This is a genomic window from Pseudoxanthomonas sacheonensis (genome assembly GCF_010093305.1).
GTDB classification, from domain to species: domain Bacteria; phylum Pseudomonadota; class Gammaproteobacteria; order Xanthomonadales; family Xanthomonadaceae; genus Pseudoxanthomonas_A; species Pseudoxanthomonas_A sacheonensis.
In genome coordinates this window covers 29,083-54,283 of sequence record NZ_PDWS01000008.1, presented here as the reverse complement: position 1 = coordinate 54,283, position 25,201 = coordinate 29,083, and the positions used below count along the sequence as shown (strand labels likewise).

The following is a 25,201-nucleotide window of genomic DNA, read 5'->3' as shown; positions in this document are numbered from 1 at the left end:
TGCGTAGAAAACTTTCGAAACACCGCCTGCATCGCCGGGAGAGCCGATGAACGACACAAAAACGAATTCCCTTTCGGGCTGGCTGGACAAGCTTGCGCGCATAACCACCTGGATAGCCGGGTTGGCGCTGGTCAGCATGGCGGCGGTACAGGCGTGGCAGGTATTCGCGCGTTACGTACTGAATGCCTCCCCGGACTGGACCGAGCCGGTGGCGCTGCTGCTGCTCAACACCGCGATGATGTTCGGCGCGGCGGTCGGCGTGCGTGCGGAATCGCATTTCGGCTTCTTCATCGCGCGCGATGCCGCGCCGCCGCGCGTGGCGCGTGCGATGCGCGGCTTCAGCCACCTGGTGATCGCGACCGTAGGCGCGCTGCTGGCCTGGTGGGGGGCGGTACTCACCGCCGACAGTTGGGAAGTACCCATGGCCGGTGCGCGCATTCCCGAAGGTACGTTCTATCTGCCGCTGTGCCTGGGCGGCGTGTTGATCGCAGTGTTCTCCCTCCACCATCTGTTCGCGGGCACGCTGTTCGCGAGCACGACCATCGCGGAACGGAGCGAATAATGGCTATCGCAATCCTTTTCTTCGTTTTCCTGGGACTGCTGATCATGGGAGTGCCGGTGGCGTTCTCCCTGTTCACCGCTTCGCTGGCGACGCTCGTCTACCTTGGACTGCCGGCGATAGTGGTGGCGCAACAGACCGCTACTGGCGCGGCCTCCGCATCGCTGCTGGCGATACCGCTTTTCATATTCGCCGGCGAAATCATGCTGCGCGGCGGCATATCGGAACGCTTGATAGGACTGGCCTCTTCCCTGGTCGGCCATGTGCGCGGCGGCCTGGGGCAGGTCAGCGTACTGTCTTCGCTGTTCTTCGGCGGCGTTTCCGGTTCGGCCATCGCCGACGTATCGGCAGTGGGCGGGGCGATGATCCCGCAGATGGTCAAACGTGGTTTCGACCGCGATTTCGCGGTCAATGTGACCATGACCGCGGCGCTGGTCGCGTTGCTGGTGCCGCCCTCGCACAACCTGATCCTGTATTCGGCTTCGGCCGGCGGCAGCATCTCCATCGCCGACCTGTTCGCGGCGGGCATCTTCCCGGCGCTGCTGATGACCATCACCCTGATGGGCGCCACCTACGTCATCGCCAAACGCCGCGGCTACGTGGTCGAGCTTTTCCCGGGCTTCGGCGTGGTCCTGCGCCGCTTCGTTTCCGCCCTGCCCGGCTTGTTGCTGGTGGCGCTGATCTTCGTCGGCATCAAGGCCGGCATCTTCACTGCGGTGGAAAGCGCGGCTATCGCGGTGGTCTATGCGTTGTTCGTCACGGCTGTGATCTACCGCAATCTGACTTGGCAGGACTTCATCGGCACCATGGCTCATGCCGCACGCACCACCGGCATGATCCTGCTGGTGATCGCCTCGGCCGCCGCCTTCGGCTGGCTGCTGGCCTACCTGCAGGTGCCTTCGGCAGCGGTGGAATTGCTTACCGGCCTGACCACCGACAAGAACCTCATGCTGCTGCTGATGATCCTGATCCTGCTGGTGCTGGGCACGTTCATGGATCTGGCGCCGATGATCATCATCTGCACGCCGATCTTCCTGCCGCTGGCCAAGGCCATCGGCATCGACCCCATCCACTTCGGCGTGATCCTGATTCTGAAGGGCGGCATCAGCCTGATCACTCCGCCGCTGGGCTCGGTGCTTTTCGTCGGCACCGCCATCGGCAAGATCAGCATCGGCGAATGCCTGCGCACCATCTGGCCGTTCTGGCTATCGGCGCTGGCCGTGTTGATGGTGGTGGCGTTCGTGCCGGAGTTGTCGCTGTGGCTGCCGTCGGTGCTGAAGTCGTGAATCGGGGAAGACTACGTGCGCTGCTGGCCGCGCTGTTGCTGCTGGCCCTGCCGACGCTGGCATCCGCAGCGAACGAGCCGCAATGGAAGCGCGGCATCGAAAACCAGCGCCAAGCGGACCTGGGCAATGGCAGTTTCCTCAACCCCGTGCTGTCAGGCGACCACCCGGATCCGTCGGTACTGCGCGACGGCGAGGACTATTACCTCACTCTGTCCTCTTTCGAAGCCTATCCCGGCCTGCCCATCTGGCATTCGCGCGACCTGGTCAACTGGCAGCCGATCGGGCATGGCATCAAGACCAATGTCGGATCCATCTGGGCGCCCGACCTGGTCAAGCACGAAGGACGCTACTACATCTATTTTCCCGCGCGCCGCGGCGGCACCGAAGGCAGCACGCGGAGCAACTTCGTGGTCTGGGCCGACGACATCCGCGGGCCCTGGAGCGAGCCCATCGACATCGGCCTGTCCGGCCATATCGATCCCGGCCATGCCGTGGGCGAAGACGGCAAGCGCTATCTGTTCCTCAGCGGCGGCGATTATGTGCGGCTGGCCGACGACGGCCTGAGCACCGTCGGCGAAATCAAGCACGTCTACGATGGATGGAAGTACCCCGAATCATGGGATGTGGAAGGCTACGCGCAGGAAGGCCCCAAGATCACCCGCCACAATGGCTGGTACTACATGATCACCGCGGTCGGCGGCACCGCGGGTCCGCCGACCGGGCACATGGTCATCGTCGCGCGCTCGCGTTCGATCCACGGCCCGTGGCAGAACGCGCCCAACAATCCGGTAGTGCGTACCAGATCCAGGGACGAATACTGGTGGTCGCGCGGCCACGCCACCCTGGTGGAGGATGTGGCAGGCCAGTGGTGGATGATCTACCACGGCTACGAACACGATTTCTGGACGCTGGGCAGACAGGCGTTGCTGGAGCCTATCGAATGGACCGATGACGGCTGGTTCGTCGCCAAGGGCGGCGACCTGAGCCGACCGATCCGCAAGCCCGCGGGCGCCGCATCGGGTCCGCACGGCATGCCGCTGTCGGACGACTTCTCCAGCGGCAAGCTGGGTCCGCAATGGGCGTTCTTCAAACCGGCGCCCGACGAATACGCACGCCTGGCCTTCGGCGACGGGGCCATGAAGATGCGCGGGAAAGGCAGCTCGCCGCGCGACAGTTCGCCGCTGGGCTTCATCGCCGGCGACCTGGCTTACCAGTTCGAAGTCGAAATGGAGATCGAGCCCGGCGCGCAGGGCGGCGCCCTGCTGTTCTACAACGACAAGCTGTACGCGGGCGTGGGCAGTAATGGCGAGAATTTCATCATGCACCGCTACGGACCCGAACGTCCGGCGACGCTTCCAGCCAGCGCGAAAGGCGGCCGGCTATGGCTGCGGGTCACCAACGACCGCCATGTCCTGACCATCCACAGCAGCCCCGACGGCGTCGCCTGGACCAAGTACCCGGTGCAGATGGAAGTCTCCGGCTACCACCACAACGTCGCCGGCGGCTTCCTGGCCCTGAAGCCGTCGCTGTACGCCGCGGGCGAGGGTACGGTGAGTTTCCGCCATTTCCGCTACCGCGCGCTGGACTGACGGCGCGCGGGCTAGAATCCTCCCGAACCTTTCCCCAGACAGCGACGTCCATGCCTGCGCGCAAGAAGCCCGAAACGTCCGCCAAGCCAGCCGGCTCCGGCAAAGCATCGACGATCAACGACATCGCGCGGCTGTCGGGGGTATCCAAGAAAACCGTCTCGCGCATCATCAACCACTCGCCGCTGGTGCGTAAGGACACGCGCGAGAAGGTGGAAGCGCTGATGCGCGAAGTGGGCTATTCGCCCGACCCGATGGCGCGCGGACTCGCCTTCCGCAAGTCGTTCCTGATCGGCATGGTCTACGACAATCCGACCGCGCAGTACATCGTCAACATGCAGTACGGCGCGCTGGACGCCATTCGCGATTCGGGTTTCGAACTGGTGGTGCACCCCTGCGACAGCCGCAATCCCAACTACATCGATGGCGTGCGCCGCTTCGTCCAGCAGCAGAAACTGCATGGGGTCATGCTGGTGCCGCGCGTTTCCGAAGACCAGGCGCTGGCCGACATGCTGCTGGAAATAGGCTGCCGTTACGTGCGCATCGCGCCGGTGGCGATGGACGAGATGTCGCGTATGGTGGTGACCCACGACCGCGACGGCGCCGCCGAAGCGGCCGATTACCTTCATATGCTGGGCCATCGCGATATCGCGCTGATCACCGGTCCCAGCAACTACCGCTCCGCGCTGGAGCGCACCGCCGGCTTCGTGGAAGGATTGGGCCGTTACGGCATGGAACTGCCGAAAGCGCGGGTAGTGGAGGCCGGCTACACCTTCGAATCGGGCGTCTCGGCCGCCGAAAAACTGCTGGCCGGCAAGCAGCGCCCCACCGCGATCTTCACCGGCAACGACGAAATGGCCGCCGGCGTGTACAAGGTCGCCATGCGCTCGGGCATCAATATCCCGCAGCAGCTGTCGGTGGTGGGCTTCGACGACAGCCCGCTGGCCTCGCGCCTGTGGCCCTCGCTGACCTCCGTGCGCCGCCCTACGCGCGATACGGGGCGCCTGGCCGCTTCCATGCTGGTGCAGCCGGACGCCACCTCCACCCTGTCCGCCGCCAGCGTGCGCCCGCACCTTGTGATCCGCGATTCCTGCCAACCGCCGGAGTGAATCCAAGCAGTAGCGTTAGCGGCGCCTTCTACCTCCCCCTTTGAAAAAGGGGGATCGAGGGGGATTTGCTCTTCGCACCAAGAACAAATCCCCCGTAGCGCTTTCCAAAAGGGCAAAACAAGAGCAACAGCCATGCCGACTTCCGCCCGCAAAACCTCTGCCGCAATGCGAAATGACACCGGTTACCAAACCTATTAGAATCCAGCCTTCCCTGCCGGCGCGCAGCTCCTGCCGCCCTCACGCCCGGAGCCGACCATGTACTGCAAGACCTACCACGCCACCCACCCCGACATGATGGACGGCGCCAGCAACGACCAGCTGCGCGACCGCTACCTGATCAGCGGCCTGTTCGTGGCCGACACGGTGCAGCTCAACTACTCGCACAACGAGCGCTTCGTGATCGGCGGCGCCGCGCCCGTTTCCAAAGCCGTCGATCTGCCTCGGCAGACCGAACCGGCTTCGGCCGCAGGCAAACCGTTCCTGGAGCGCCGCGAACTGGGCGTGATCAATGTCGGCGCGGGCACGGGCAAGGTCACCGTGGACGGCACGGCATACACGCTGGGACCGAAAGACGGCCTGTACGTGGCCATGGGCAGCGCGGACGTGTCCTTCGCTTCCGACGACGCCGCCAACCCCGCACGTTATTACCTTACTTCCACGCCGGCGCACGCGCGCTTCGAGACCAAGCCGCTGGCCATCGCCAACGCGGTTTCGCTGGAACGCGGCTCGCTGGAAACCAGCAACGAACGCACCATCTACCAGTACATCGTGCCGGCCACCTGCCAGTCCTCGCAGTTGCTGCTGGGCCTGACCGTGCTCAAGACCGGCAGTGTCTGGAACACCATGCCTCCGCATCTGCACGACCGTCGCAGCGAGGTTTATTTCTACTTCGACCTGGGCGACAACGACCGCGTCTACCACTTCATGGGCGAACCGGACGCGCAGCGCCACATCGTGGTCGCCGACGGCGAAGCGGTGGTATCGCCGCCGTGGTCCATCCATATGGGTTCGGGCACCAGCAACTACTGCTTCATCTGGGCGATGGGCGGCGAAAACCTGGACTACACCGACATGAACGTACTCGACATCTGCCAGCTCAAGTAACGCCGTCACCACGCCGACAAGCACTCAACGAGGGAAGCACATGGCAAGCAACGCATTCAGTCTGGAAGGAAAGGTCGCGCTGGTCACCGGTGCCAACACGGGCCTCGGTCAAGGCATCGCGCTGGCTCTGGCCGAAGCGGGCGCCGACATCGCCGGCGCCGGTATCGTGGCCGCCACCGAGACCGAGGAAAAAGTGAAGGCGCTGGGCCGCCGCTTCCTCAACATCGAAGCCAACCTCAGCAGCATCGAGCCGGTCGAACGTATCGTCGCCGAAACCATAAACGGCCTTGGCGGCCTGCACATCCTGGTCAACAACGCCGGCCTGATCCGCCGCGCCGACGCGGTGGAGTTCAGCGAAAAGGATTGGGACGACGTGATGAACGTCAACATCAAGGGCGCCTTCTTCATGTCGCAGGCCGCGGGCAAGCATTTCATCGCCCAGGGCAGCGGCAAGATCATCAACATCGCTTCCATGCTGTCGTTCCAGGGCGGCATCCGCGTGCCCTCGTATACCGCCAGCAAATCCGGCATCGCCGGCATCACCCGCTTGCTGGCCAACGAATGGGCCGCCAAAGGCGTCAACATCAACGCCATCGCGCCCGGCTACATGGCCACCGACAACACCGCGCAGCTGCGTGCCGATGCCGAGCGCAGCAAGGCGATATTGGACCGCATTCCGGCCAGCCGCTGGGGCGAGCCGGCGGATCTGGGCGGCACCGCCGTGTTCCTGGCTTCGCGCGCTTCGGATTACGTCAACGGCGCGGTGATTCCCGTCGATGGCGGCTGGCTGGCCCGCTAGCGAACTCGTGGGAGCGGCCTCCGGCCGCGAGCTTTTTGGATCCGCCACCGGAAGAGCTCGCGGCCGGAGGCCGCTCCCACGCCCGGCTCACATCCTGATTCAAATCTGGAGGCGAATCGATATGTCGAGGTGGCTATTGTTCCTGGCCTGCATGACGGCGGCGATTTCCGCTTCCGCAGGCTCGCCGATCCACCGCGTCTTCATCGCCGGCGACTCCACCGCCAGCGAATACGGCCCGGAGCGCGCGCCGCGCACCGGCTGGGGACAGGTACTGCAAACGTATCTGGACGAAACCTGGGAAGTACGCAACCACGCGCAGAGCGGACGCAGTTCGCGCAGTTTCATCGACCAGGGCTGGCTGGACGGCATCGCCAAGGATCTGCGCAAGGGCGATGTGCTGCTGATCCAGTTCGGCCACAACGACGAGAAGATCGAAGATCCCGCGCGCTACAACGAGCCGTTGCAGGCCTACCCGCAATGGCTGATGCGTTATGTGGCGCTGGCCCGCGAACGCGGCGCCACGCCGATCCTCATCACTCCGGTGGCGCGGCGGAAGTTCGATCACGGCCAGTTGCTGGACACGCACGGGCTCTATCCGCAGGCCATGCGCGATCTGGCCGCGCGCGAGCGGATCGGCTTGATCGACCTGCACGCCGCCAGCATGGACTGGCTGCGCGCCCTGGGCGACGAACCCTCCAAGGCCTTCTACATGCATGTGCCGGAACAAGGCCAGACCGACGATACCCACTTCCAACGCCGGGGCGCCTTCGCCGTGGCGTGCCTGGTGGCAGGGAGCTGGGAAAAACTCGATCCTTCCTTGAAGCCGCACCTGGTGCGCGACACCGACTGCGGCGCGCGCCCGACCGCGCTGGCCGACCGCGCCTCGCAAGCGCATCCCTCCCTGGTCGCGCACGACCGCGATATCGCGGTCGTACAACCCGGGCCGCATGGCGGCTCCGGCGAAACCACGGCGTATCCCTTCTTCAAGGACGCGCCGGAGATGTCGTTCGAGTTCCGCAAGCGTGCCCTGCACCGCGGCGCCGGTATCGGCCTGCACCAGCACGACCATGACGAGATCTACTACGTGGTCAGCGGAACCGGCGTCTACACGCTGGACGGCAAGGAACACACCGTAGGTCCCGGCAACGCCATGCTGACCCGGCCCGGCAGCACCCACACCATTCGCCAGACCGGCGATGAGGACCTGGTGTTGCTGATCACCTATCGCAAGAAAGGCGCCCGATAGCGCCGGATGCGGCGTGCGGTTACTTCGCCAGCGGGCGCGCCCAGCGCGCGTAGGTCCGTTCGATGTCCTTGCGCAGTTCGCGGTAAGGGGCGCTGCCCGGTTTGGCCTGCAGCCGCGTCGCCACGCCTGACCACCCTTCGGTGTGATCGCGGGACCATTCGCGCACCACCGAACGGCAAGGCTGCGCAATACGCTGCGCCAGCGCGCAGGCCATGAAGATGTCCCCGGGCGTCCATGCCGGCTGCTGCTGCATGGCTTCCACGTAGTCGCGCGGCACCGAGTAATACCGCGCGACCTCATCGGCGAAACTCCGCGGATAACGTGCGGCGTAGCGGTTGATGTCGGCCAGATGCCGGTCTATCCATGCATCGCCGGTGCGGGGCTGGTAAGCGGGTTCGTCGGACTGCGCCAGTGTCTGCGCGCTGTGGCCCAGAAGCAGCGCAGCGGTCAGCAGCAGGCGGGACAGGAAGCGGGCCATGGATCGATTGTGCCGCAGCGGCCCGGAAAACGTCGGCATGGCCGGATCAGGCCCGGACTGCCGCAGCCGACAGGCGCGACAACGCATCGGGCAGGTCGCGCGCGGTTTCGACCCGTAGCATGCGCGGCTCGTCTTCGGCGATCGCATGCTCGGCCTCATGCGCCCAGGTGATGTGGTACGGCACGTGGATGCCCCAGCCCCCGAGCGCGACCACGGGTTCGATATCGGAACGGAGGGAATTTCCGATCATCGCGAACCCGGCGGCGGGCACGTCTAGCTCGCGGAGCACGCGCGCGTAAGTCTTGGCGTCCTTTTCGGACACCACTTCGATGCGGTGGAACAAATCAGCCAGGCCCGACTCTTCGATCTTGGCCTCCTGGTGGAACAGGTCGCCCTTGGTGATCAGTACGATCTCGTACCGCGAGGCGATGGATTCCACCGCCTCGCGGATACCGTCGATGAGTTCAACCGGATGCTGCAGGGTGGCGCGGCCGATCTCGATCACGCGGTGGATGTCGCGCGCACTGATGCGCTCGCCGGTCAGTTGCACGGCCGACTCGATCATCGACAGGGTCATGCCCTTTACGCCGTAGCCGAATATGCGCAGGTTGCGGCGCTCCACTTCCAGCAGATGATGCAGGCTGCGCGCATCGGTGAGATCGATGTACTGGCCTATGATTTCCTCGAAGGCCAATTCCGCGGCACGGTAGTAGTCCTCGCTCTTCCACAGCGTGTCGTCGCCGTCGAATCCCACCCACTCGATTGCCTGCGCCATCGGCTACTCCATCGTCCGTGGCGAAGGATACCAGTGCCCATAAAACGGAGGGCGGCCGATCGGCCGCCCTCCTCTGGCTGTTGCCTGCGCACGCACAGGCTGATCGCCGGTCAGTTGCCACGGTCAGTTGCCGGACTTCGGCGCGCTGTCGCTGTCGGCCGGCGCGGGCGGGGTCGACGGTTCCGCTGCAGGAGGCGCGTTCGGATCCGCCGGCGGCGTGCTGGCAGGATCCGTAGCCGGTGCGGGCGCCGTATCCGTAGGCGGCGGCGTATCAGTGGCCGGTGGCGGCGTTTCGGCGGGCGCCGGCGTCGCGGTTTCGCCGGGCGCCGGCTCGGCGGGCTTGTTGCAGCCGGAAACCAGCAGGGCGCCCGGCAATGCCAGCGCCAGCAGCAATGCGGTACGCAGCGGGAGGCCGGCGGTCTTGGGATTTTCGGTACTCATGGCTTTTTCCTCATTATTTGCGGGAGACGGTGCGGAGGCAGCCGCTTTCCCAGATCCAAAAACGAGCGAATTCAAAACGAGAAGGGGCGGCTCGCGCCGCCCCCTCCCAGAGTCCGGTGCAGGGGCACCGGTTCAAGCGACTGCTGATTGTTGATCGATTAATCGATTACTTGTCGGCCTTCGGCTCGCCGTAGTTCTTGCTCACGAACGCCTTGTACTCGTCCGGCGTCAGCTTGCCGTCGGTATCGGCGTCGGCTTTATCGAAGATCTGCGAAAGACCGGCATTGGAAGAGGCCTCCTGCTTGCTGATGGCGCCATCTTTGTCGGCGTCCACGTCGTTCCAGCCTTGCTTGCCGCTCGATGCGGCACCGGTAGCCTGCTCGGTCGGCTGGGTGGCCGCGCCCTGCGCGCTGTCGGTCGGGGTTGCCGATTCGGTGGGAGTCGGCTGCTCGGTCTGCGGCTGCGCGGCTTCTTCCGCCTGCGACTGCGCATAGGCCATCGGCATCGCCAGAGCGGCGGAAAGAGCGATCAAACCAAGCATGGGCTTGCGGTTGGTGTTTTTCATCGTCGTTACTCCGTAGGTATGGGTGCGTATTCGTCGCACGGCCACACCATGCACATGCGCTGCTGAATCGAATAGGCAGGCTGATTCGCCGCTGCACACTGCGTTAACCACAAGGGCCGCAGAAGCGATTACCCACTTCGTTAGCGAACCGTGAATGGGGAGTAAGTCCGGCGTTCTGTTTGTGACGACACTGTGATTTCAATCCGGCTTATCGCGACTTTCGTCTTGTTTTGAAACGTTTTTTTCACGAAATCCGCCGCTGAACAATTGCCAACCGACCGCCACGCCAGCCAGCACGCCAGCCACTTCGCAGATCACGCGTGCGCCCAACGACTCGGCATCGTGGATACCTTGCAGCGCCAGGCGCGCGTACAGAGGCGACTCCAGCTTCATCATGCCCAGATAGAAGAGATTCCACGCGTCGATGCCTCCCGCCACTACCGCCGCGGTCACGCAGGCCCAGCCGATCGCGTGGCCTATGCTCGCGCCCGCTCGCAGCATCAGCCAACGCCACAGGCCATAGGAGAGTATTCCGACCAGAAAAGCGATCAGACCCGCCTCCAACGCGCCCAGGAATCCGAGATGCAGCGGCAGGTTCATGGGCGGCGGCGCACAAGGTTCGAAGAAGCATTGGCCATGGCCGTGCGCACGCTAAGCCCAAAGAGGAAGTCCCACTCTAACGCAGCTGCGGACCTGCTTGTGCAGGCCTGCTTGTGCAAGCGTGCTCACGCGTCGTTTTCCGCACGCACCACCAGCGCGACACCATCCTCGTTCGTGGTCGCCGATACATGGATGGGACGGCAACAGACCTGGCAGTCCTCTACGTACTGCTGATGGTCCACCGAATCGTCGACGAACAGATCGATGGATTCGCCGCAATAAGGGCACAGGATGGTTTGGAAAGGAAGCATGGCTGTCCATGGTCTGCCGTTGCGGGGCACAGTTCTACCATTGCGCTTCCGACCCGTCACGCATGGCTAACCTTGTTGGGAGGGTAATAGGAACGGTCGTTGGAAGGAGGGCGAAATCATGCAAACCCGTCATGTATTCAGCGTTCCCGACCTGGCTGCCGCCCAGGATGCCCTCCGCGTCGCGCGCGAGGCCGGACTTACCGACGACAACCTGTCCCTGATCGCGCGTGCCGACATAGAACTGGACTCGATCCCGGATCTGCTCAAGGACGCGGCCACCGATTTCATGCCGGCCGCCTTGCGCGGCGCAGCCACCGGAGCCGCCATCGGCATGGTGGCCGGGCTGGTGGCCATGGCGTTCCCGCTGTTGGGAGTGAGCATAGCCGGGGCGGCGCTGCTGACCGTAGGCGGCGCGGCGGTCGGTACATGGGTGTCGGCGTTGTTGGGATCGACGGTGGACGATCCGGTCAGGCGCAAGTTCGAGCAGGAAATAAAAGCAGGCCGCATCCTGGTGGTGCTGGATGCCGAGGATCCGCAATTGCCGGCCGCCGAAGCGGCCCTGCTCGGGCTAGGAGCGACGCGGCTGCCCTATGAAGGGACCACCGCGCTGACCTGAGCGCGGGCCGGTGGAACCCGCGCAGAAAATCCGCTCGCGGCGACCGGTTGCGCGCAAGTCGGGCTCTGGGCCCGGCACGCGCCGACCAACCGCACATCGGCTACGCAAGGCCAGTCCGCCCGTCCGTCCGGATCCGACAGCGGATCCTAGAACTTGACGACAGCCAGCAGCTGCGGACCCTGGTTGACCAGATCGAGCTTGCCGCGGTAGCTGGTCTTCTTGTACTTCAAGCTGACGTCGTTGTAGTTGTATTTCAGACTGAAGCCGAAGTGCTTCCACGGGAAATAGTCGATCGAGGCGCTGGCGTCGACCGCATCGCCCGAAACGCTGCCGCCGGACTTGCGCACGCCGGCCAACTCCACATTGAAACGCCACTGGTCGTTGATCACCTGCGAATACTGCGCGCGGATCATCGGAGCCCAGGCGGATTCGTCGATGCGCTTGTCCACGGTGGTCACCACTTCGCCGCCTTCGCCATCGTCGGCAACGGCGGAAGCGGCCAGCTCGGCATCCAGCGCGTAATGCACCCCGCCCAGGCCTACGCCGAAAGCGTTGCGCTCATTGCGATGGAAGAACCAGGTGTAGGAGGCGCTGGTCACGTCTATGTCCATCTTTCCCGCGAACGCGGCGTCCACTGCATAGATTTCATCGTCTATGTCCAGCTCGCGGCTCAGGGTCCTGCCGGCTTCGCTGCTGTAGCGGTGCCCGGTGACGGCGAACTGGTGCTTGTCGGCCAGGGTGAAGCCAAGGTCGTAGGTGAATGCGGTTTCGCGTTCGTCGAAGCCGAGGTCGCGCTGGAAATCGACGTTGCTGCCGGCGACTCCGTCTTCGCCATCGATACGGATGTCGAGGTCGTTATCGGAACCGTAGCCGCCCAGCCCGAGCCAGTACCGATCCAGCGGAGCCAGGTCCTGGGCGAAAGCGGCGACGGGTGCCATCAAGGCAACGGCAAGGGCGGCGGGTAGTACGCGGGCAGCGATTCGCATAGAGAGTCCTTTGGCTATGGCGGCGGGTGGAAATTGGGGCGTTCGGTGGACGATGGATTGTTGTTGGCAGGCGAGCGCCTGCCGGCTTCACGATTCTGGCGGATTGGAATCCAGCACTTGCTGGCGCACGCCCGAAGTCGCCGGCAGCACCGCCGCATCGGTGACCAGCAGGGTGGTCCCCGGCTGCAGCAAAGGGTATATCTCGCGCGCGAAGGCGTCGGGCAATACGATGCGGTCCACCGCGGCCGCGTCCAGCACCGCTCCGGATTCGGAAGCATTGCCGGGCACGCCGATGGCGGTCCACTTCGGCAGCGGCAGGCCGGGCAACTGCGGATTGAATCCGGGCACCACGCCGTCCTTGATGATGTAGACGTGCGTGCCCAGCGGTTTTTCGGGGTTGCGGACCTCTATCTGCGCGCGGCCGATCTCCACGCCATTGCGGAATACGATCACACGCTTGTCCGCGCCGCTGAGCAGTACCGACAAAGGACCCTGCGGAGCGAGCTGCGGCTGCCAGCGATAGGTTTCCTGGCTGGCCAGGCGCGGCTGCACGTCCACCTTGCCGGTCTTGCTGTCGATGGGGGTGAACTCGGTGGGATGGGCGACATCGGCCGGCGACTTGCCCTGTTCGGCCACCACCACGGTCATGCCCATGGGCGAGGCATCGAAGAGTTTCTCGGCGAATCCCGAAGGCAGGTGCACGCAGCCATGCGAGGACGGATAGCCCGGCAGCCCGCCCGCATGCAGAGCGATGCCGCCCCAGGTCAGGCGCTGCGTGAACGGCATCGAGGCGTTGTTGTAGATCGAGGAGTGGTGGTCCCTGTCCTTCTGCAGGATGGTGAACACACCGGTCGGTGTTTCGTAGCCGGCACGGCCGGTGCTGACCGTGCTGGCGCCGATCAGCAGTCCGTTGCGATAGGCATACACGCGTTGTTCGGTCAGGCTGACCACTGCGGCCATCGGGCCGGCAGGCGCGGTTTCGCCCTTCCATATCCATTGGCCCGGTTTCAGCTGCGCGACGGGAGTCTGCACCGGGCTGGATTCGGCAGCGCCCCAGAAGCGCACCGCCGCTGCGGCCGCCGCCAGCGGCAACGAGAACATCAACGCCAGTATCCACATCCGCGACATGACGGACTCTCCCGGGGGACCGGCCAAGTGTAGGACCAGTCGCGGCCACGGGTATAGCGTGGAGTAGCCGCCAAATGGGGCTTGCGACGTATTGCGATCAGACCGGTCGCTGCGCCGCGGCGCAATGGAGGTAGCGCGATTGCCGCAGCCACTGCGGGTCCGGGTAGTAGGCGAATACGAACTGCCCCTGCTTCAGGCTGTCGATCAGCGGCCGCGCCACTTCGGTACGTACCGCCGGACAGCCCCAGCTGCGTCCCAGCCTGCCCATGCCTTTGCCCGCCACCGGATTCACGTAAGCCGCGCCGTGCATGACGATGGCGCGCTCCATGGCGCGGTCGTTGATCCCAGGTTCCAGGCCCTGCATCCGCAGCGAATACCCGTTGCGGCCCTGGTAGGTGTCGGCGGTCAGGAACAACCCGAGGCTGGAGGCGTGCGTGCCGTCGCTGTTGGAAAAGCGGGTCGGCAGATCGTCGCCGGAGCCTTGGCCATGGGCCACGACCTCCTGATACAGCAGTCTGTCGCGCTGTATGTCGAACACCCAGAGCCGCTGTTGCAGGGAGGATTTGCTGTAGTCGATCACCGCCAGCGTGCGCGCATCGGTGCCGATGCCGCTGGCCTGCGCGCACTGCATGGCCGACAGGGCCATACGCATGACCTGCGGAGCAAGCCCTGGGGGAAGCGTAGGCGGCACCGGGCCCGGCGACGGCGCGGGCCTGGCGGTGGCATGGAGCGCCTGAGCCGGTCGGATCGGCGAGATCGTCACGAGCAGCAGCGCAAGCAGGGTACGGAAGACCGGCATCGGACTATTTTCAGCCCATCCAGCTGAATGCAGCGGATCGCAGAAGGATAGGCCAGGCCTGCGCCTGGAAATCCGCAGCGCACACCCTGACCACGTTCCTTGGCGGTCGAAGCCTACCCGCCATTGGTTCGCGGTGGCTCCAGCCGACGCATGCGCAGCAGCAGGCCGCTGCTGTAGACCAGCGAATAAGCGATCAGCGTCGCCGCAATGCCCAACGTCAGCGGGCTGACTTGTTGCCCGACCTGGGCTGAACTTCCGGTTGGGGCGCCTTGGCTCCAACGCCAGGCCAAGCGCCCCAGCAGCAGCAAGGTCAGACCGCCGCCGATCCAGGGATTGGGCGTGTAGTAACGCTTCCCATCGACCAGTTGGGCGTGGGTGTGCTTCAGTGCCAATACGCCCAACGCGGCTCCCAATACCGCGCCGACCGCGATGCCTGCGCCTACATGCGGCAGGAAGACAGCCGCGCAGACCAGGCTGGCCGCCACCAGCGACACCAGCACCAGCCGGGCGATGGTGCGCTTGGGCTGCCAAAGCTGACGGCCGAAGCTGCGCCGGATGCGGCGGTAGTAAAGCCAGCCGATGCCGGCGGTGGCGAGATAGGGAGTGAGGGCGGGAAGGACTGCAGCGGACATGGCTGGATCTCGCGTTGACTCTCTCCAGAGTATGCCCGCCGCCACGGTAATCTAGGTGCCAGAGGTCACTTGTTGCGCCGGGATACAGCACCGAAACGCGCCCTTTACGGTCCCCATGCAATAACCCGTCAATCCTTCAGGAGAATCCGCATGCCCCGCAATCTGCTGGCCGTCGCCTGCGCGACCGCGATGTTCGCCCTCTTTTCGACCGGCTGCGCCGCACAGGAAAAAACGCCGTTGCCATTCAAGTCGACTCCGATGGGCCAATTCGATGAGCCGTGGGCGATGACCTTCCTGCCCGACGGGCGCCTGCTGGTCAGCGAGAAGAAAGGCGCGCTGAAACTGGTCGCGCTGGGCGCCACGCCCGCCGAAAACAGAATCGGCGACATCAGCGGAGTGCCGGCAGTGGCCTATGGCGGCCAGGGCGGTTTCGGCGATGTCGTACTGCATCCGCAATTCGCCAGCAACGGCTTGGTCTACCTGAGCTATGCCGAGGCCGGCGAAGGCGATGCGCGCGGCGGCGCGGTCGCTCGCGCCAAGCTGGTGCTGGATGGGAACGGCGGCGGCGCGCTGTCCGGCCTGACGGTGATCTGGCGTCAGGTGCCGAAGGTTTCCGGCAACGGGCATTACGGCCATCGCATCGCCTTCGGTCCCGACGGCAAGTTATGGATCACTTCGAGCGAGCGGCAGAAATTCACTCCCGCCCAGGACATGAAATCCAATCTGGGCAAGATCGTCCGCCTCAACGACGACGGCAGCGTGCCGGCCGACAATCCTTTCGCCAAACAGGGCGGCGTGGCGGCGCAGGTGTGGTCGCTGGGGCATCGCAACGCGCTGGGCATCGCCTTCGACGCGCAAGGACGGCTGTGGGAACAGGAGATGGGCCCCGAGGGCGGCGACGAGCTGAACCTGATCGAGCGCGGCAAGAACTACGGTTACCCCATCGTTTCCAACGGCGACCATTACGATGGCCGCGACATTCCCGACCACGCCACCCGTCCGGAATTCGAAGCGCCGAAGATCAGCTGGAACCCGGTGATTTCGCCGGCGGGCCTGCTGATCTATTCCGGCACTGCGTTCCCGGATTGGAAGGGGGATGCCTTCATCGGCGGACTTTCGTCCAAGTCGCTGGTGCGCATCGAATTCGACGGCATCCAGGCGCACGAGGCGGCGCGCTACGACATGGGCCAGCGCATCCGCGAAGTCGAGCAGGGCCCCGACGGCAACCTGTGGTTGCTCGAGGACGAGAAGCCCGGCTCGGGCGGCAGGCTGCTAAAGCTCAGTCCGTAGGAGCGTCGTAGGAGCGACGCGAGTCGCGAAGATCGGATGTTTTCAGAGCATCGCGACTCGCGTCGCTCCTACGATGTTCTTACGGCGAGGACTTTAGCTTCTGCTGGATCGCATCGGCCGGCTTCAACGGCGCGGGCCCCAACGCCTGCCGGTAACGCTGATGCAGCGCCTGCACTTTTTCCACATAGGCCTGCGTTTCCGCGTACGGCGGCACGCCTTTGTAGCGCGTGACCGCCCCGATGCCGGCGTTGTAGGCGGCCGCGACCAGGGTCAGGTCGTTCTTGTAGCGCTTGAGCAACGACTTCAGGTGCCTGGCCCCGGCATTAATGGATTCGACGGACGAGTACGGATCCACCACCCCGTACTGCTTCGACACATCAGGCATCAACTGCATCACCCCCTGCGCACCCTTGGGCGAAAGCGCATTGGCGTCGAAGCCGCTTTCGGCATGGGCGATCGAACGCAGCCACGCATCCTCCACGCCGGTGGATTTGGCTGCGGCCTTGAATTGCTTGGCGTACATGTCCAGGCGCGGCTTGCCCACTTTGCCCAACCCCGGATGCGCGGGTTCGCCGGGCGGCGTTTCCACGGTGAATTTCAGGTACACGGTGGAGCCCGGCAACTTGCGCGTACCGTAGACCAGTTGCCCGTCCTGTTCGCGCTGGTACAAGGTGCCGCTGAACACGCCCATCGATCCCCACAGGTTGGGAACCTTGGCCGTATAGTCCTCGATCTGCCTGGCTTCGCATTTGGAACCCGGTTCCGGCGCGGTCGACAGGCTGACGGTACCGTTGCGCACGCAGCGGTACACCGTGCGCGCCTGCGCGGACAGGAGCGGCGCCAATGCCAGAAGGCCGATCAGCAAGACGGCCAGGCGGGGACGGAGCGAAAACATGCGCGGATCGTAAACGCTGGCGGGCTAACCGGCGCATAACCGGCGGGCGGCCCCGCGGCCCCTCCCCGGAGCACAGCACGGCCTATCCGGCGCCCGTCAGCTGGAAGCGCCCGGCTGGATGGCTACCACCTTGACCTCGAACTCGCTGCAATCCGCACTGCCCTTCTTGCAGACGCCGTTGATCCAGGTCTCGCCGCTGCCGAACATCACGCCCTTGCTGTTGACCATCAGCCCGGAATATTTCTGCGCCTTGATTACGCCCGCGATGGCCGGGGTGACGATCTTGTCGTAATTGCTAACGAAGCCCGACGCGTTCTTGAGCGAGGTCCGCTTTCCATCGATGGTCGTGGAGAAGGGATAGTCGATCAGCGCGGCGACCGCTTCCTTGTCTCCCTCGGCAACGGCTTTCTGGTAGGCGTCGATCGCGGCCCGGTACTTGGCGTGGTCGCCCAGCAACGTATCGATGGCGTCGTCGATGGCCTTGTCGCCGGTATCGGCGGACGCAACGCTCGGCTCCGGAGCCGGCGATGCCGGCGCGGGCGCATCGGCAGATGCGGAAGCGGTTGCCGTATCGCCCGCCGGCGCAGCGGATGCTTCGGGGGCCGACGCTTCAGGGCCCGAGGCCACAGGGTCGGGGGTATCGGCAGGCTTGTTGCAGCCGCCAAGCAGAAAAGAAGCCAGCACAACGCCGAGAAGAAGCTTATTCATTGGACACCTCGATAGTGGAATGCCGCGGTTCTTTCATGCGGAGCGGATGGCAGCGCTCGCCAGCATGGCGCCTGAGCGCATTGGCCGGGCATGCCCGGCGCCAGGATAGTAGCGCGGATGCCGTGATTCCCCGGTCCACGCAAGGAGCGGTCGCAGGTTGCCGGAACCGCCCGAAGCATCGGCACCCGCCGTAGAATGCCAGGCCTGCTAAGCTCCCCGCCGGGGCAGGAATATCACGCACAAGGGGGCGTTCATGGGCGTCAAGCTCAAAGCAGGTTCCATGGAGCTGGAGAACGCCTTCATCGAATGGCTGCGCGCGCAGGGATACAACCCCGCCGACGGCATCGATCCTTTTTTCGGCGAGTCGGATTTCGTCCGTTCGCAGATGCCGATGATCCACGAGAGCGAGAAGCAGCAGCTGGCCGAAGAAGCGCGCCTGCACCTGAAGCGCCGCTGCGCCGATCCGACCTTCGCCGGCCAGTTCCCCATGGTCTATCGCTGCCTGGACGAAGACGGCCAGGACATCCGCTACACCGTCAATCTGACCTTGTCCGACGAAGGCGCCGAATGGGTGGCCAGGCTATGGAGCGGCGCCGTTTACCTTGGAGAGATCCACGGATCGGACGATGGGTCGCATGCCCACTATCTGGACCTGGCGCGCGCGCGCATCGAAGCGCAGATCAAGCGCACGAGCGCGATCAAGCGCCAAAAACGCTGATCGCCCTGCCGGCTACCGCGCGGTCAGCGCGCCCGTCATTTTCAGGATGGCGATGAAAGCGTTCAGCCGCGCCTTCATGAAATCCTTCCTCAGCGCAACCTCATCTCCGAACTCCAGCGTCCTGGCTTCGCGCACGCCGTCCTGGGCCCAAACCGGCGCATTGGCCGCGTCGGGTCTGCCCGAACGCGCGAACGCGAACCAATAGTCGCCTATCTGGCGCGAGAACCGGCGATCGGCCGCGGTGAACGGAACCAGCATGCAATCGCAGTTCCCACCTGTGCCCATCACGAACGGAATCTCGTTGCCGTGGCCCACGCCCGGCACCTTGCCTTGCAATCCCTGCTGCACATGGCTGAAGTAATAGCGCCAGGTGGGCGTGGACTGCGAATGCAAATAGGCGATGCGACGCACGAAAGCGGTGAACACCAGGTCGCGCACGGCTTCGCGGCCCAGCTGCGCGTCGTCGGTAACGCCGGGATAGAACTTCCTCAGCAGGAATTTGGCCGCGCGCAACTTCTCCACCACCTTGGCCGGATCCACGCCGAACGCCGTCGCCACGGTGGCTTCGTCGCTGTTGCTGCCGATGATCAGCGGCATGCGCGCCTGCTTGCCTTGCTGGAAAACCTCCAGGATCGGCCGCGGCATCGCCTGGTCGCCGACGATGAAACCCGGCGCGAGCGTCGGACCTTTATCGCCCAGCTGGAAAAACCGCGCGGCCGGAACCGCGCGCAGTTGCGCTGCCGTGGCGCTTGCGCCCGCCAGGCCCACGGCGGTCGCCACCTGTTCGCTGACTTCACGCGCTTTCGTGCGGGTATGGCTGGGGATGCCGTAGGGACTCTGCGCGATCCCCTTGTGGAACAGCCCCTGCGCCAGCGGCGACGCATACAGCGCGAGCACGCTCTGGGCGCCGGCCGATTCGCCGAAGATCGTCACGTTGCCGGGATCGCCGCCGAAGGCCGCGATATTGTCGCGCACCCAGCGCAGGGCGGCGATCTGGTCGAGCAGGCCATAGTTGACCGGACTGGAGGGACCGTTGCCATCGATCGCCGGGTGCGAGAAGAAACCCAATGCACCCATGCGGTAGTTGATGACCACCACCACCGCGCCGCGCTGCGCCAGTGCGCTGCCGTCGAACAGCGCGACGTTGCCCGAGCCATAGACCAGCGCGCCGCCGTGTATCCACACCATCACCGGCCGTCTGCCCGTGGTTGCGGCGGCCGGCGTCCACACGTTGAGGTAAAGGCAATCCTCGCTCAACGGACCGTCGGTGCCGCCGGCCGATACCGGGATTCCCGCTTTCTGCATGCATGAGGCCGCATAGGCGTCGGCCTTGCGCGTTCCGTTCCATGCCGCAACCGGCTGCGGCTCGCGCCAGCGCAAGGCCCCCACCGGCGGCGCGGCGAAGGGCACGCCACGGAAGACCTCCAGGCCTTTTTCTGCGCGGCCCTCGACCCTGCCGCTGCGGGTGGCGACCACCGGCGCGGAGGACGAGGGTTCCGCCGCGGCGACCCGGTCGGCAGGCGGAAAAGCGGCGGCCAACAACAACACCGCGACGGACAGAGCTTTCATGCGGCACGGCTCCAGCTTGGGGCGTGCGACATCATGCCAGTTCGGCGGTGGGGCGGCTCTTCCGAAGGCGACGATACTCACGGCTGGGCCAGGGCACGAGGATTAGACTAGGCGCGCGGCATTTGCCGTGGTGCGAGAGGGCTGGCAGCTGGAACGGATACTCAATGTGGCGCTGGTGGGTTACGGCTTCGTCGGCAAGGTCTTCCATGCGCCTTTGATCGCCAACACCCCCGGGTTGCGCCTGCATACGATAGTGTCCAGCGACGCGGCCAAGGTGCTGGCCGATTGGTCGGACATGCGCGTGGTCGCCGAGGCCGGAGCCGCGTTCGCCGACGCGGACATCGATCTGGTGGTGATAGCGACACCGAACCAGACGCACGCCCCGCTCGCCATCGCGGCGCTGGCGCGCGGCAAGCACGTGGTGGTGGACAAGCCGTTCGCGCTGGACCTGGCCGAAGCGCAACAGGTCATCGCCCATGCCGCCCGCGCGGAACGCATCGTCAGCGTATTCCAGAACCGGCGCTGGGACGCGGACTTCCTGACCTTGCGCTCGCTGGTCGACAACGGCGCGCTGGGCGAAGTCAGCGAACTGCATTCGCACTTCGACCGCTACCGTCCGCAAGTCGCCGACCGCTGGCGCGAGCGCGACCTGCCGGGCTCCGGCCTGTGGTACGACCTGGGCCCGCATCTGCTGGACCAGGCGCTGCAGCTGTTCGGCATGCCGGTGGCGGTGTTCGCCGACATCGGTCGTCAGCGCGAGGCCGCGCAGGCCGACGATTACTTCCACGTGTTGCTGCGCTATCCCCAGCGGCGCGCGCTGCTGCATGCGGGGTCGCTGGTCCCGGCGAACGGACTGCGCTTCGCCGTGCACGGCACGCGCGGCAGCTATCTCAAGTACGGCATGGATGGGCAGGAAGCCGCATTGCGCGACGGCGCCGTGCCCGGCAGCGGCGACTGGGGACGCGACAGGCGTCCGGGCGAACTGCATCAGGCCGCCACCGATGGCATCCGCACCAATCCCGTGCCGGGCCTCGCCGGTGACTACCGGCGCTACTACCAAGCCATGCACGCGGCCATCGTCGAAGGCCTGCCGCCGCCTGTGACCACCGACGAAGCGTTGCAGGTGATGGCGTTGCTGCAATTGGCGAAGGAAAGCGCAGGCACGGGTCGCGAGCTTGCATGCGTGCAGGCCTAGCAGCACCGACTGGGTGACGCCGGAAGAATAGAACCTTGTCATCCCGAACGCAGTGAGGGATCTGCTACACCTGCCCAGCCGGCAAATCCCAAGCACCCCAAGAAAATCCGTAGGCTGGGTTGGCCTCATCAACCCAGCACCGCTTGGGGCACGCAAAGGCGCTGGGTTAGTGGAGCCAACCCAGCCTACAGCCCTCGCTCGGCTGCTCTTCGTCTGAAGGCAAAGGCAGCCGAGCAAGCTCGGCTCTACATCGGACAGTTGGCCTTAGGACCGGACACGAGTCATGCGCTGCCCAAATGCCGCACCTCGGCAATCCTGTCCAGCCACAGATAATGCGATTGCCCGGGATGGTCCAGATCGTCAAGCCGCAACAACGAATTGGCGCCTTCGTTGCCCTGCGCGTCGCGGAACGTCTGCACGGAGGGCCGCGCGGTGACGGTACCTTTGTAGCGCGCGCCGTCGGTCAGCGTGACTTCGACGATGGCCTCATCGTCCAGCTCGGCGATGCGTGCTTCGATGGCCGCGATCTCGGCCTGGTCCTGGTGAACGCGTTCGGCGATCCTGGTCATGTCGCTTCCTCCTGTCCGCTCGGAGGTGGCAACGTAACCGCCGGCGCGTAGCGGGCCGTGAAGGCGCGCGCTCATCGACGCGACGATATTTCCGCTGACCTACATATTCCGGAACAGAGTCATGAACGGCTGGCTCACCGTGAGCGTTTCCGGCCTGGACTTCAGCCTCACCGTGCCTTTGCCGGTATCGTCGCGCGCGATGGAAGCGATCGCTTTCAGATTGACGATGGTGGAGCGGTGGATCTGCTTGAAGATCGCCGGGTCCAGCACTTCCAGCAGTTCGCGGATGGGTTTGCGCAACAACGACTCGCCTTCGGCGGTCATCACCACGGTGTACTTGTGGTCGGCCTGGAAGTAGGCGACATCGTCGACCATGATCAGCCGCGTGTCCTTGCCAGCGCTGGCGGTGATCCAGACCAGCGGCTCGGCCGCCGCAGGCTGCAGGCGCGCCCCCAATTGCCTGACCAGCGCGGCCAGCGCATCGGCATCGGGATTGCCCTGCGCGATGCGCGCCTGCAGGCGTTGCACGGTCGCGGCCAGGCGTTCGGGCGCGATGGGCTTGAGCAGGTAGTCCACCGCGCCCTTGTCGAAGGCGTCGATCGCGTACTGGTCGTAAGCGGTCACGAATACGATCTGCGTCTTCGGGCTGGCCTCGGCCGCGGCGGCGGCGACTTCGAGGCCGGTCAGGCCGGGCATGCGGATGTCTAGGAAAGCCACCTCCGGCTGGTGCTCGGCGATGGCCTCCAGCGCTGCGCCGCCGTCCTCGCATTCGGCGACTATGCGCAACCCCGGCCAGGCTTCTGAAACCAGTTTCGACAACTCGTTCCGAAGCAGCTCTTCGTCTTCGGCGATGACGCACTTAAACATGGTCGACTTCCTGCGCAGCTTCGCTGGGAATGTTGATGGTCGCGGCCACGCCGCTGGGGAAATTGGCGACGATGGAGAACGAAGCGGCTCCGCCGTAGGCCAGGCGCAAACGCTCGCGCACGTTCTTCAAACCGATGCCGGTACCGCTGCTTCCCGCATTGAAACCTTGTCCGTCGTCGGCCACCGTGACCGCCAACATGCCGTCGATAGTGCGGGCGATGATCCATACGGTGCCGCCGCCGGATTTAGGCTCCAGGCCATGCTTGATCGCATTCTCCACCAGCGTCTGCAGCATCATCGCGGGGAACGGAATGGATTTCAGCGCATCGGGCACTTCGATCTGCAGGTTGAGACGCGTGCCCATGCGGATCTTGAGGATTTCCAGATAGGCGCGCGCGCGTTCCAGTTCCTCTCCCAGCGTGGACAGCGAATCTTCCGTGCGCGGCAACGAATGGCGCAGGTAAGTGATCAGATTGCCCAGCATCTCGTCGGCGCGCGCCGGATCGCTGCGGGTCAGGTACTGCGCGCTGGCCAGGGTGTTGTAAAGGAAATGCGGTTCCACCTGCGCGTGCAGCAGGCTCAGCTTGGCGACGGTCAGTTCCTTCTCGGTGACGGTCTGCTGCGCGGCGGCCTGTTCGTTGCGGCGGTGCTCGGCCACGCGGCGGGTAATGGCGCGGGTGATGGCCTCTGCGTTCTCAAGGTTGGTGCCGTCGTCCACTTTGAACCAGTCGCTCCACGCGCCGCTTTCCGGTTCGCACACCAGGCTTACGCTGCTGGTGCCGTCGCGTGGCGTCACCGTGGCCAGGATCTGGTTGCGTTTGATGTGGATCCAGTACAGCGGATTGAAGCGGCCCGGGCTCTTGGTGCTGTAGGGATTGAGACGCGTGACTTTGGAGCGCACCTGCAGACTGTCGCGTGCGCTCTCGATCTCTTCCGAACGCGGCAGTTCGCGGACGGCGGCATCGACCAGGTCGAAAGCCTCGCCGGCCTCGAGCGGAATCTCCACCTGACGGGAATGGCGATTGGCCAACGTGCCCGGATCGATGCGGCCTGCGATCAGACGGATGCGGCGGATGTGGGAGACCGCTCCGGCGATCACGAACCCCAGCGTCACGACGAACAGGAGAAAGAACAGACCGTCCGGCGAATTGCCGTTGAAGACGCCGTTCCAGACCATCAGCAACAGGATGTACGCGAACGTCCAAGCGGCGGCGATGCGGAAGACGAAGAAGAAGCTGGTTTTCACGGAAGGTCCCGACGTTCTGGAGTGCGGTGGAGAGTAATCCTGCACCGCGCGCCTGTATTGTCCACTGCGACGAAACCCGGGATGCGGCGATGAAACCCGCCAATCAGGGCCGTTGCGAGGCCCGCAGGCGGCCGCTGACGGGCTGGCGACGCCCCCGGGCGGGGCCCTTTACCCCGCCTTGATCTTGTGGCCGCCGAATTCGTTGCGCATGGCCGCCAGCAGCTTGTCGGCGAAGGAATCGCTGTCGCGCGAGCGCAAGCGCTCCAGCAGCGACAGGGTGATGACGGGTGCGGAGACGTTGAGATCGATGGCTTCGGCCGCGGTCCAGCGGCCCTCGCCAGAATCTTCCACGTAGGGCGCTATGCCGGCCAGCTGCGGGTTCTTGCCCAGGGCATCGGCGGTCAGGTCGAGCAGCCAGGAGCGCACCACGCTGCCCTCGCGCCAGATCTCGGCGATCTGGTGCAGGTCCAGCGCGAAATCGGCCTTGTGCTGCATGATCGCGAAGCCCTCGGCGTAAGCCTGCATCAGCCCGTATTCGATGCCGTTGTGGACCATCTTGGTGAAGTGCCCGGAGCCGCCGGGCCCCACCCTGCCCCAGCCGCGGTCGGGTGCCGGCGCCAGGGCGGCGAAGATGGGCCGCAACCGTTCCACCGCGGCGGTTTCTCCGCCGATCATCAGGCTGTAGCCCTCGGCCAGCCCCCACACCCCGCCGCTGGTGCCGCAATCGACGTAATGCACGCCCTGCGCCGCCAGCATCTCGCCGCGGCGCATGGTGTCTTTGTAGAAAGAATTGCCGCCATCGACCACCACGTCATCGCGCGAAAGCAATGGCAACAGCTCCGCCAGGGTGTCGTCTACGATCTTTCCGGCCGGCACCATCAGCCAGAGCACACGCGGCGCAGCAAGTCGGCCCACCAGTTCGGCCAGCGATGCCGCTGGTGAAATGCCTTTGCCGGCGGCCAGCGCGCGCGCCTCGGGGCTGGGGTCGAACCCCACCGCAGCATGTCCGCCCCGCACCAGCCGTTCGGCCATGTTGGCGCCCATGCGGCCCAGGCCCACCATTCCAAATTGCATACGCATTCCTTCGTTCCGAGGCGATGCGCATAGCTTCGCATGCCGCTGCC

28 protein-coding genes are annotated in these 25,201 nt (G+C 65.1%); 11 read left to right on the top strand and 17 right to left on the bottom strand.

The window, feature by feature from the left end; translation table 11 throughout:
* Positions 1-46: 46 nt before the first annotated feature.
* The 7 genes from CSC73_RS08850 (at position 47) to CSC73_RS08820 (ending at position 7,689) form a co-directional block, all read left to right on the top strand.
* Positions 47-562, top strand: coding sequence for a TRAP transporter small permease (locus CSC73_RS08850; RefSeq protein WP_163840078.1), 516 nt, complete (start codon positions 47-49; stop codon positions 560-562).
* Complete coding sequence (locus tag CSC73_RS08845) at positions 562-1,845, top strand: TRAP transporter large permease (protein ID WP_163840077.1); 1,284 nt, start codon at positions 562-564, stop codon at positions 1,843-1,845. Before CSC73_RS08850 ends, CSC73_RS08845 begins: the two co-directional genes overlap by 1 nt.
* Positions 1,818-3,434, top strand: a complete 1,617-nt coding sequence (locus CSC73_RS08840; RefSeq protein WP_425502298.1) for a family 43 glycosylhydrolase — start codon at positions 1,818-1,820, stop codon at positions 3,432-3,434. Before CSC73_RS08845 ends, CSC73_RS08840 begins: the two co-directional genes overlap by 28 nt.
* Before the next feature lie 50 nt (positions 3,435-3,484).
* Positions 3,485-4,540: a LacI family DNA-binding transcriptional regulator gene (locus CSC73_RS08835; RefSeq protein ID WP_163840075.1), complete on the top strand. Its 1,056-nt coding sequence runs from the start codon at positions 3,485-3,487 to the stop codon at positions 4,538-4,540.
* A 255-nt stretch (positions 4,541-4,795) separates the two neighbouring features.
* A complete protein-coding gene (kduI, locus tag CSC73_RS08830; RefSeq protein WP_163840074.1) occupies positions 4,796-5,644 on the top strand; it encodes a 5-dehydro-4-deoxy-D-glucuronate isomerase in 849 nt (282 codons plus the stop codon).
* A gap of 40 nt (positions 5,645-5,684) precedes the next feature.
* A complete protein-coding gene (gene kduD, locus CSC73_RS08825; protein ID WP_163840073.1) occupies positions 5,685-6,443 on the top strand; it encodes a 2-dehydro-3-deoxy-D-gluconate 5-dehydrogenase KduD in 759 nt (252 codons plus the stop codon).
* Positions 6,444-6,564: 121 nt separating this feature from the next.
* Positions 6,565-7,689: a cupin domain-containing protein gene (locus CSC73_RS08820; RefSeq protein ID WP_163840072.1), complete on the top strand. Its 1,125-nt coding sequence runs from the start codon at positions 6,565-6,567 to the stop codon at positions 7,687-7,689.
* 19 nt (positions 7,690-7,708) lie between these two features.
* Here the strand turns inward: CSC73_RS08820 and CSC73_RS08815 are convergent, their stop codons facing one another.
* From CSC73_RS08815 to CSC73_RS08790, 6 genes are all read right to left on the bottom strand, one after another.
* A complete protein-coding gene (locus CSC73_RS08815) occupies positions 7,709-8,167 on the bottom strand; it encodes a hypothetical protein (protein WP_246197449.1) in 459 nt (152 codons plus the stop codon).
* Positions 8,168-8,213: 46 nt separating this feature from the next.
* A complete protein-coding gene (locus tag CSC73_RS08810) occupies positions 8,214-8,942 on the bottom strand; it encodes an HAD family hydrolase (protein ID WP_163840071.1) in 729 nt (242 codons plus the stop codon).
* 123 nt (positions 8,943-9,065) lie between these two features.
* On the bottom strand, positions 9,066-9,383 hold the full coding sequence (locus CSC73_RS08805) for a hypothetical protein (RefSeq protein ID WP_163840070.1): 318 nt from the start codon (positions 9,381-9,383) through the stop codon (positions 9,066-9,068).
* Positions 9,384-9,549: 166 nt separating this feature from the next.
* Positions 9,550-9,948, bottom strand: a complete 399-nt coding sequence (locus tag CSC73_RS08800) for an EF-hand domain-containing protein (RefSeq protein ID WP_163840069.1) — start codon at positions 9,946-9,948, stop codon at positions 9,550-9,552.
* A gap of 198 nt (positions 9,949-10,146) precedes the next feature.
* Positions 10,147-10,548, bottom strand: coding sequence for a hypothetical protein (locus CSC73_RS08795; protein WP_163840068.1), 402 nt, complete (start codon positions 10,546-10,548; stop codon positions 10,147-10,149).
* A gap of 125 nt (positions 10,549-10,673) precedes the next feature.
* Positions 10,674-10,859 carry a CPXCG motif-containing cysteine-rich protein gene (locus CSC73_RS08790; RefSeq protein ID WP_163840067.1) on the bottom strand — a complete coding sequence of 62 codons (186 nt, stop codon included), beginning with the start codon at positions 10,857-10,859 and terminating at the stop codon, positions 10,674-10,676.
* 118 nt (positions 10,860-10,977) lie between these two features.
* Here CSC73_RS08790 and CSC73_RS08785 point away from each other — a divergent pair, with 118 nt between their 5' ends.
* Entirely contained in the window at positions 10,978-11,475 is a 498-nt protein-coding gene (locus CSC73_RS08785) for a hypothetical protein (protein WP_163840066.1), read from the top strand.
* A gap of 146 nt (positions 11,476-11,621) precedes the next feature.
* On the opposite strand, the gene CSC73_RS08780 is transcribed toward CSC73_RS08785, so the two are convergent.
* From CSC73_RS08780 to CSC73_RS08765, 4 genes are all read right to left on the bottom strand, one after another.
* Entirely contained in the window at positions 11,622-12,461 is an 840-nt protein-coding gene (locus CSC73_RS08780) for a hypothetical protein (RefSeq protein ID WP_163840065.1), read from the bottom strand.
* An 87-nt stretch (positions 12,462-12,548) separates the two neighbouring features.
* Positions 12,549-13,589 (bottom strand): L,D-transpeptidase, encoded by a 1,041-nt coding sequence (locus CSC73_RS08775; RefSeq protein ID WP_163840064.1) that lies wholly within the window; start codon positions 13,587-13,589, stop codon positions 12,549-12,551.
* A 97-nt stretch (positions 13,590-13,686) separates the two neighbouring features.
* Positions 13,687-14,388 (bottom strand): murein L,D-transpeptidase catalytic domain family protein, encoded by a 702-nt coding sequence (locus CSC73_RS08770; RefSeq protein WP_163840063.1) that lies wholly within the window; start codon positions 14,386-14,388, stop codon positions 13,687-13,689.
* Between the two features lie 113 nt (positions 14,389-14,501).
* Positions 14,502-15,020, bottom strand: coding sequence for a CcdC protein domain-containing protein (locus CSC73_RS08765; protein ID WP_163840062.1), 519 nt, complete (start codon positions 15,018-15,020; stop codon positions 14,502-14,504).
* A 150-nt stretch (positions 15,021-15,170) separates the two neighbouring features.
* Here CSC73_RS08765 and CSC73_RS08760 point away from each other — a divergent pair, with 150 nt between their 5' ends.
* The gene (locus CSC73_RS08760) at positions 15,171-16,310 is read left to right on the top strand and encodes a PQQ-dependent sugar dehydrogenase (RefSeq protein ID WP_163840061.1); all 1,140 of its coding nucleotides are present in this window, start codon (positions 15,171-15,173) and stop codon (positions 16,308-16,310) included.
* A gap of 79 nt (positions 16,311-16,389) precedes the next feature.
* Here the strand turns inward: CSC73_RS08760 and CSC73_RS08755 are convergent, their stop codons facing one another.
* Positions 16,390-17,205: a lytic transglycosylase domain-containing protein gene (locus CSC73_RS08755; RefSeq protein ID WP_163840060.1), complete on the bottom strand. Its 816-nt coding sequence runs from the start codon at positions 17,203-17,205 to the stop codon at positions 16,390-16,392.
* Positions 17,206-17,301: 96 nt separating this feature from the next.
* A complete protein-coding gene (locus tag CSC73_RS08750) occupies positions 17,302-17,913 on the bottom strand; it encodes a hypothetical protein (protein ID WP_163840059.1) in 612 nt (203 codons plus the stop codon).
* Between the two features lie 253 nt (positions 17,914-18,166).
* Between CSC73_RS08750 and CSC73_RS08745 the strand changes: the two genes are divergently transcribed.
* Positions 18,167-18,631, top strand: a complete 465-nt coding sequence (locus tag CSC73_RS08745) for a hypothetical protein (protein WP_163840058.1) — start codon at positions 18,167-18,169, stop codon at positions 18,629-18,631.
* Between the two features lie 12 nt (positions 18,632-18,643).
* Here the strand turns inward: CSC73_RS08745 and CSC73_RS08740 are convergent, their stop codons facing one another.
* Entirely contained in the window at positions 18,644-20,200 is a 1,557-nt protein-coding gene (locus CSC73_RS08740) for a carboxylesterase/lipase family protein (RefSeq protein WP_163840057.1), read from the bottom strand.
* A gap of 148 nt (positions 20,201-20,348) precedes the next feature.
* Between CSC73_RS08740 and CSC73_RS08735 the strand changes: the two genes are divergently transcribed.
* On the top strand, positions 20,349-21,395 hold the full coding sequence (locus CSC73_RS08735) for an oxidoreductase (RefSeq protein ID WP_163840152.1): 1,047 nt from the start codon (positions 20,349-20,351) through the stop codon (positions 21,393-21,395).
* Between the two features lie 281 nt (positions 21,396-21,676).
* On the opposite strand, the gene CSC73_RS08730 is transcribed toward CSC73_RS08735, so the two are convergent.
* From CSC73_RS08730 to gnd, 4 genes are all read right to left on the bottom strand, one after another.
* Positions 21,677-21,964, bottom strand: a complete 288-nt coding sequence (locus tag CSC73_RS08730; RefSeq protein ID WP_163840056.1) for a DUF3247 family protein — start codon at positions 21,962-21,964, stop codon at positions 21,677-21,679.
* Between the two features lie 99 nt (positions 21,965-22,063).
* The gene (locus CSC73_RS08725; protein ID WP_163840055.1) at positions 22,064-22,831 is read right to left on the bottom strand and encodes a LytR/AlgR family response regulator transcription factor; all 768 of its coding nucleotides are present in this window, start codon (positions 22,829-22,831) and stop codon (positions 22,064-22,066) included.
* Positions 22,824-24,077 carry a sensor histidine kinase gene (locus CSC73_RS08720; RefSeq protein ID WP_246197447.1) on the bottom strand — a complete coding sequence of 418 codons (1,254 nt, stop codon included), beginning with the start codon at positions 24,075-24,077 and terminating at the stop codon, positions 22,824-22,826. The genes CSC73_RS08725 and CSC73_RS08720 overlap by 8 nt, the downstream gene beginning before the upstream one ends.
* 168 nt (positions 24,078-24,245) lie before the next feature.
* Entirely contained in the window at positions 24,246-25,151 is a 906-nt protein-coding gene (gene gnd, locus CSC73_RS08715; RefSeq protein WP_163840150.1) for a phosphogluconate dehydrogenase (NAD(+)-dependent, decarboxylating), read from the bottom strand.
* Between the last annotated feature and the right edge of the window lie 50 nt (positions 25,152-25,201).

What these genes read in the sequence shown, in the direction of transcription:
- CSC73_RS08725 (WP_163840055.1), bottom strand. Translation starts at nt 22,831, where the DNA reads ATGTTTAAGTGCGTCATCGCCGAAGACGAAGAGCTGCTTCGGAACGAG.
- CSC73_RS08760 (WP_163840061.1), top strand. Translation starts at nt 15,171, where the DNA reads ATGCCCCGCAATCTGCTGGCCGTCGCCTGCGCGACCGCGATGTTCGCC.
- CSC73_RS08845 (WP_163840077.1), top strand. Translation starts at nt 562, where the DNA reads ATGGCTATCGCAATCCTTTTCTTCGTTTTCCTGGGACTGCTGATCATG.
- CSC73_RS08835 (WP_163840075.1), top strand. Translation starts at nt 3,485, where the DNA reads ATGCCTGCGCGCAAGAAGCCCGAAACGTCCGCCAAGCCAGCCGGCTCC.
- CSC73_RS08790 (WP_163840067.1), bottom strand. Translation starts at nt 10,859, where the DNA reads ATGCTTCCTTTCCAAACCATCCTGTGCCCTTATTGCGGCGAATCCATC.
- CSC73_RS08740 (WP_163840057.1), bottom strand. Translation starts at nt 20,200, where the DNA reads ATGAAAGCTCTGTCCGTCGCGGTGTTGTTGTTGGCCGCCGCTTTTCCG.
- CSC73_RS08795 (WP_163840068.1), bottom strand. Translation starts at nt 10,548, where the DNA reads ATGAACCTGCCGCTGCATCTCGGATTCCTGGGCGCGTTGGAGGCGGGT.
- CSC73_RS08780 (WP_163840065.1), bottom strand. Translation starts at nt 12,461, where the DNA reads ATGCGAATCGCTGCCCGCGTACTACCCGCCGCCCTTGCCGTTGCCTTG.
- CSC73_RS08805 (WP_163840070.1), bottom strand. Translation starts at nt 9,383, where the DNA reads ATGAGTACCGAAAATCCCAAGACCGCCGGCCTCCCGCTGCGTACCGCA.
- kduD (WP_163840073.1), top strand. Translation starts at nt 5,685, where the DNA reads ATGGCAAGCAACGCATTCAGTCTGGAAGGAAAGGTCGCGCTGGTCACC.
- CSC73_RS08745 (WP_163840058.1), top strand. Translation starts at nt 18,167, where the DNA reads ATGGGCGTCAAGCTCAAAGCAGGTTCCATGGAGCTGGAGAACGCCTTC.
- CSC73_RS08815 (WP_246197449.1), bottom strand. Translation starts at nt 8,167, where the DNA reads ATGGCCCGCTTCCTGTCCCGCCTGCTGCTGACCGCTGCGCTGCTTCTG.
- CSC73_RS08820 (WP_163840072.1), top strand. Translation starts at nt 6,565, where the DNA reads ATGTCGAGGTGGCTATTGTTCCTGGCCTGCATGACGGCGGCGATTTCC.
- CSC73_RS08775 (WP_163840064.1), bottom strand. Translation starts at nt 13,589, where the DNA reads ATGTCGCGGATGTGGATACTGGCGTTGATGTTCTCGTTGCCGCTGGCG.
- CSC73_RS08810 (WP_163840071.1), bottom strand. Translation starts at nt 8,942, where the DNA reads ATGGCGCAGGCAATCGAGTGGGTGGGATTCGACGGCGACGACACGCTG.
- CSC73_RS08770 (WP_163840063.1), bottom strand. Translation starts at nt 14,388, where the DNA reads ATGCCGGTCTTCCGTACCCTGCTTGCGCTGCTGCTCGTGACGATCTCG.
- CSC73_RS08850 (WP_163840078.1), top strand. Translation starts at nt 47, where the DNA reads ATGAACGACACAAAAACGAATTCCCTTTCGGGCTGGCTGGACAAGCTT.
- CSC73_RS08765 (WP_163840062.1), bottom strand. Translation starts at nt 15,020, where the DNA reads ATGTCCGCTGCAGTCCTTCCCGCCCTCACTCCCTATCTCGCCACCGCC.
- CSC73_RS08785 (WP_163840066.1), top strand. Translation starts at nt 10,978, where the DNA reads ATGCAAACCCGTCATGTATTCAGCGTTCCCGACCTGGCTGCCGCCCAG.
- CSC73_RS08730 (WP_163840056.1), bottom strand. Translation starts at nt 21,964, where the DNA reads ATGACCAGGATCGCCGAACGCGTTCACCAGGACCAGGCCGAGATCGCG.
- CSC73_RS08750 (WP_163840059.1), bottom strand. Translation starts at nt 17,913, where the DNA reads ATGAATAAGCTTCTTCTCGGCGTTGTGCTGGCTTCTTTTCTGCTTGGC.
- CSC73_RS08800 (WP_163840069.1), bottom strand. Translation starts at nt 9,948, where the DNA reads ATGAAAAACACCAACCGCAAGCCCATGCTTGGTTTGATCGCTCTTTCC.
- gnd (WP_163840150.1), bottom strand. Translation starts at nt 25,151, where the DNA reads ATGCAATTTGGAATGGTGGGCCTGGGCCGCATGGGCGCCAACATGGCC.
- kduI (WP_163840074.1), top strand. Translation starts at nt 4,796, where the DNA reads ATGTACTGCAAGACCTACCACGCCACCCACCCCGACATGATGGACGGC.
- CSC73_RS08755 (WP_163840060.1), bottom strand. Translation starts at nt 17,205, where the DNA reads ATGTTTTCGCTCCGTCCCCGCCTGGCCGTCTTGCTGATCGGCCTTCTG.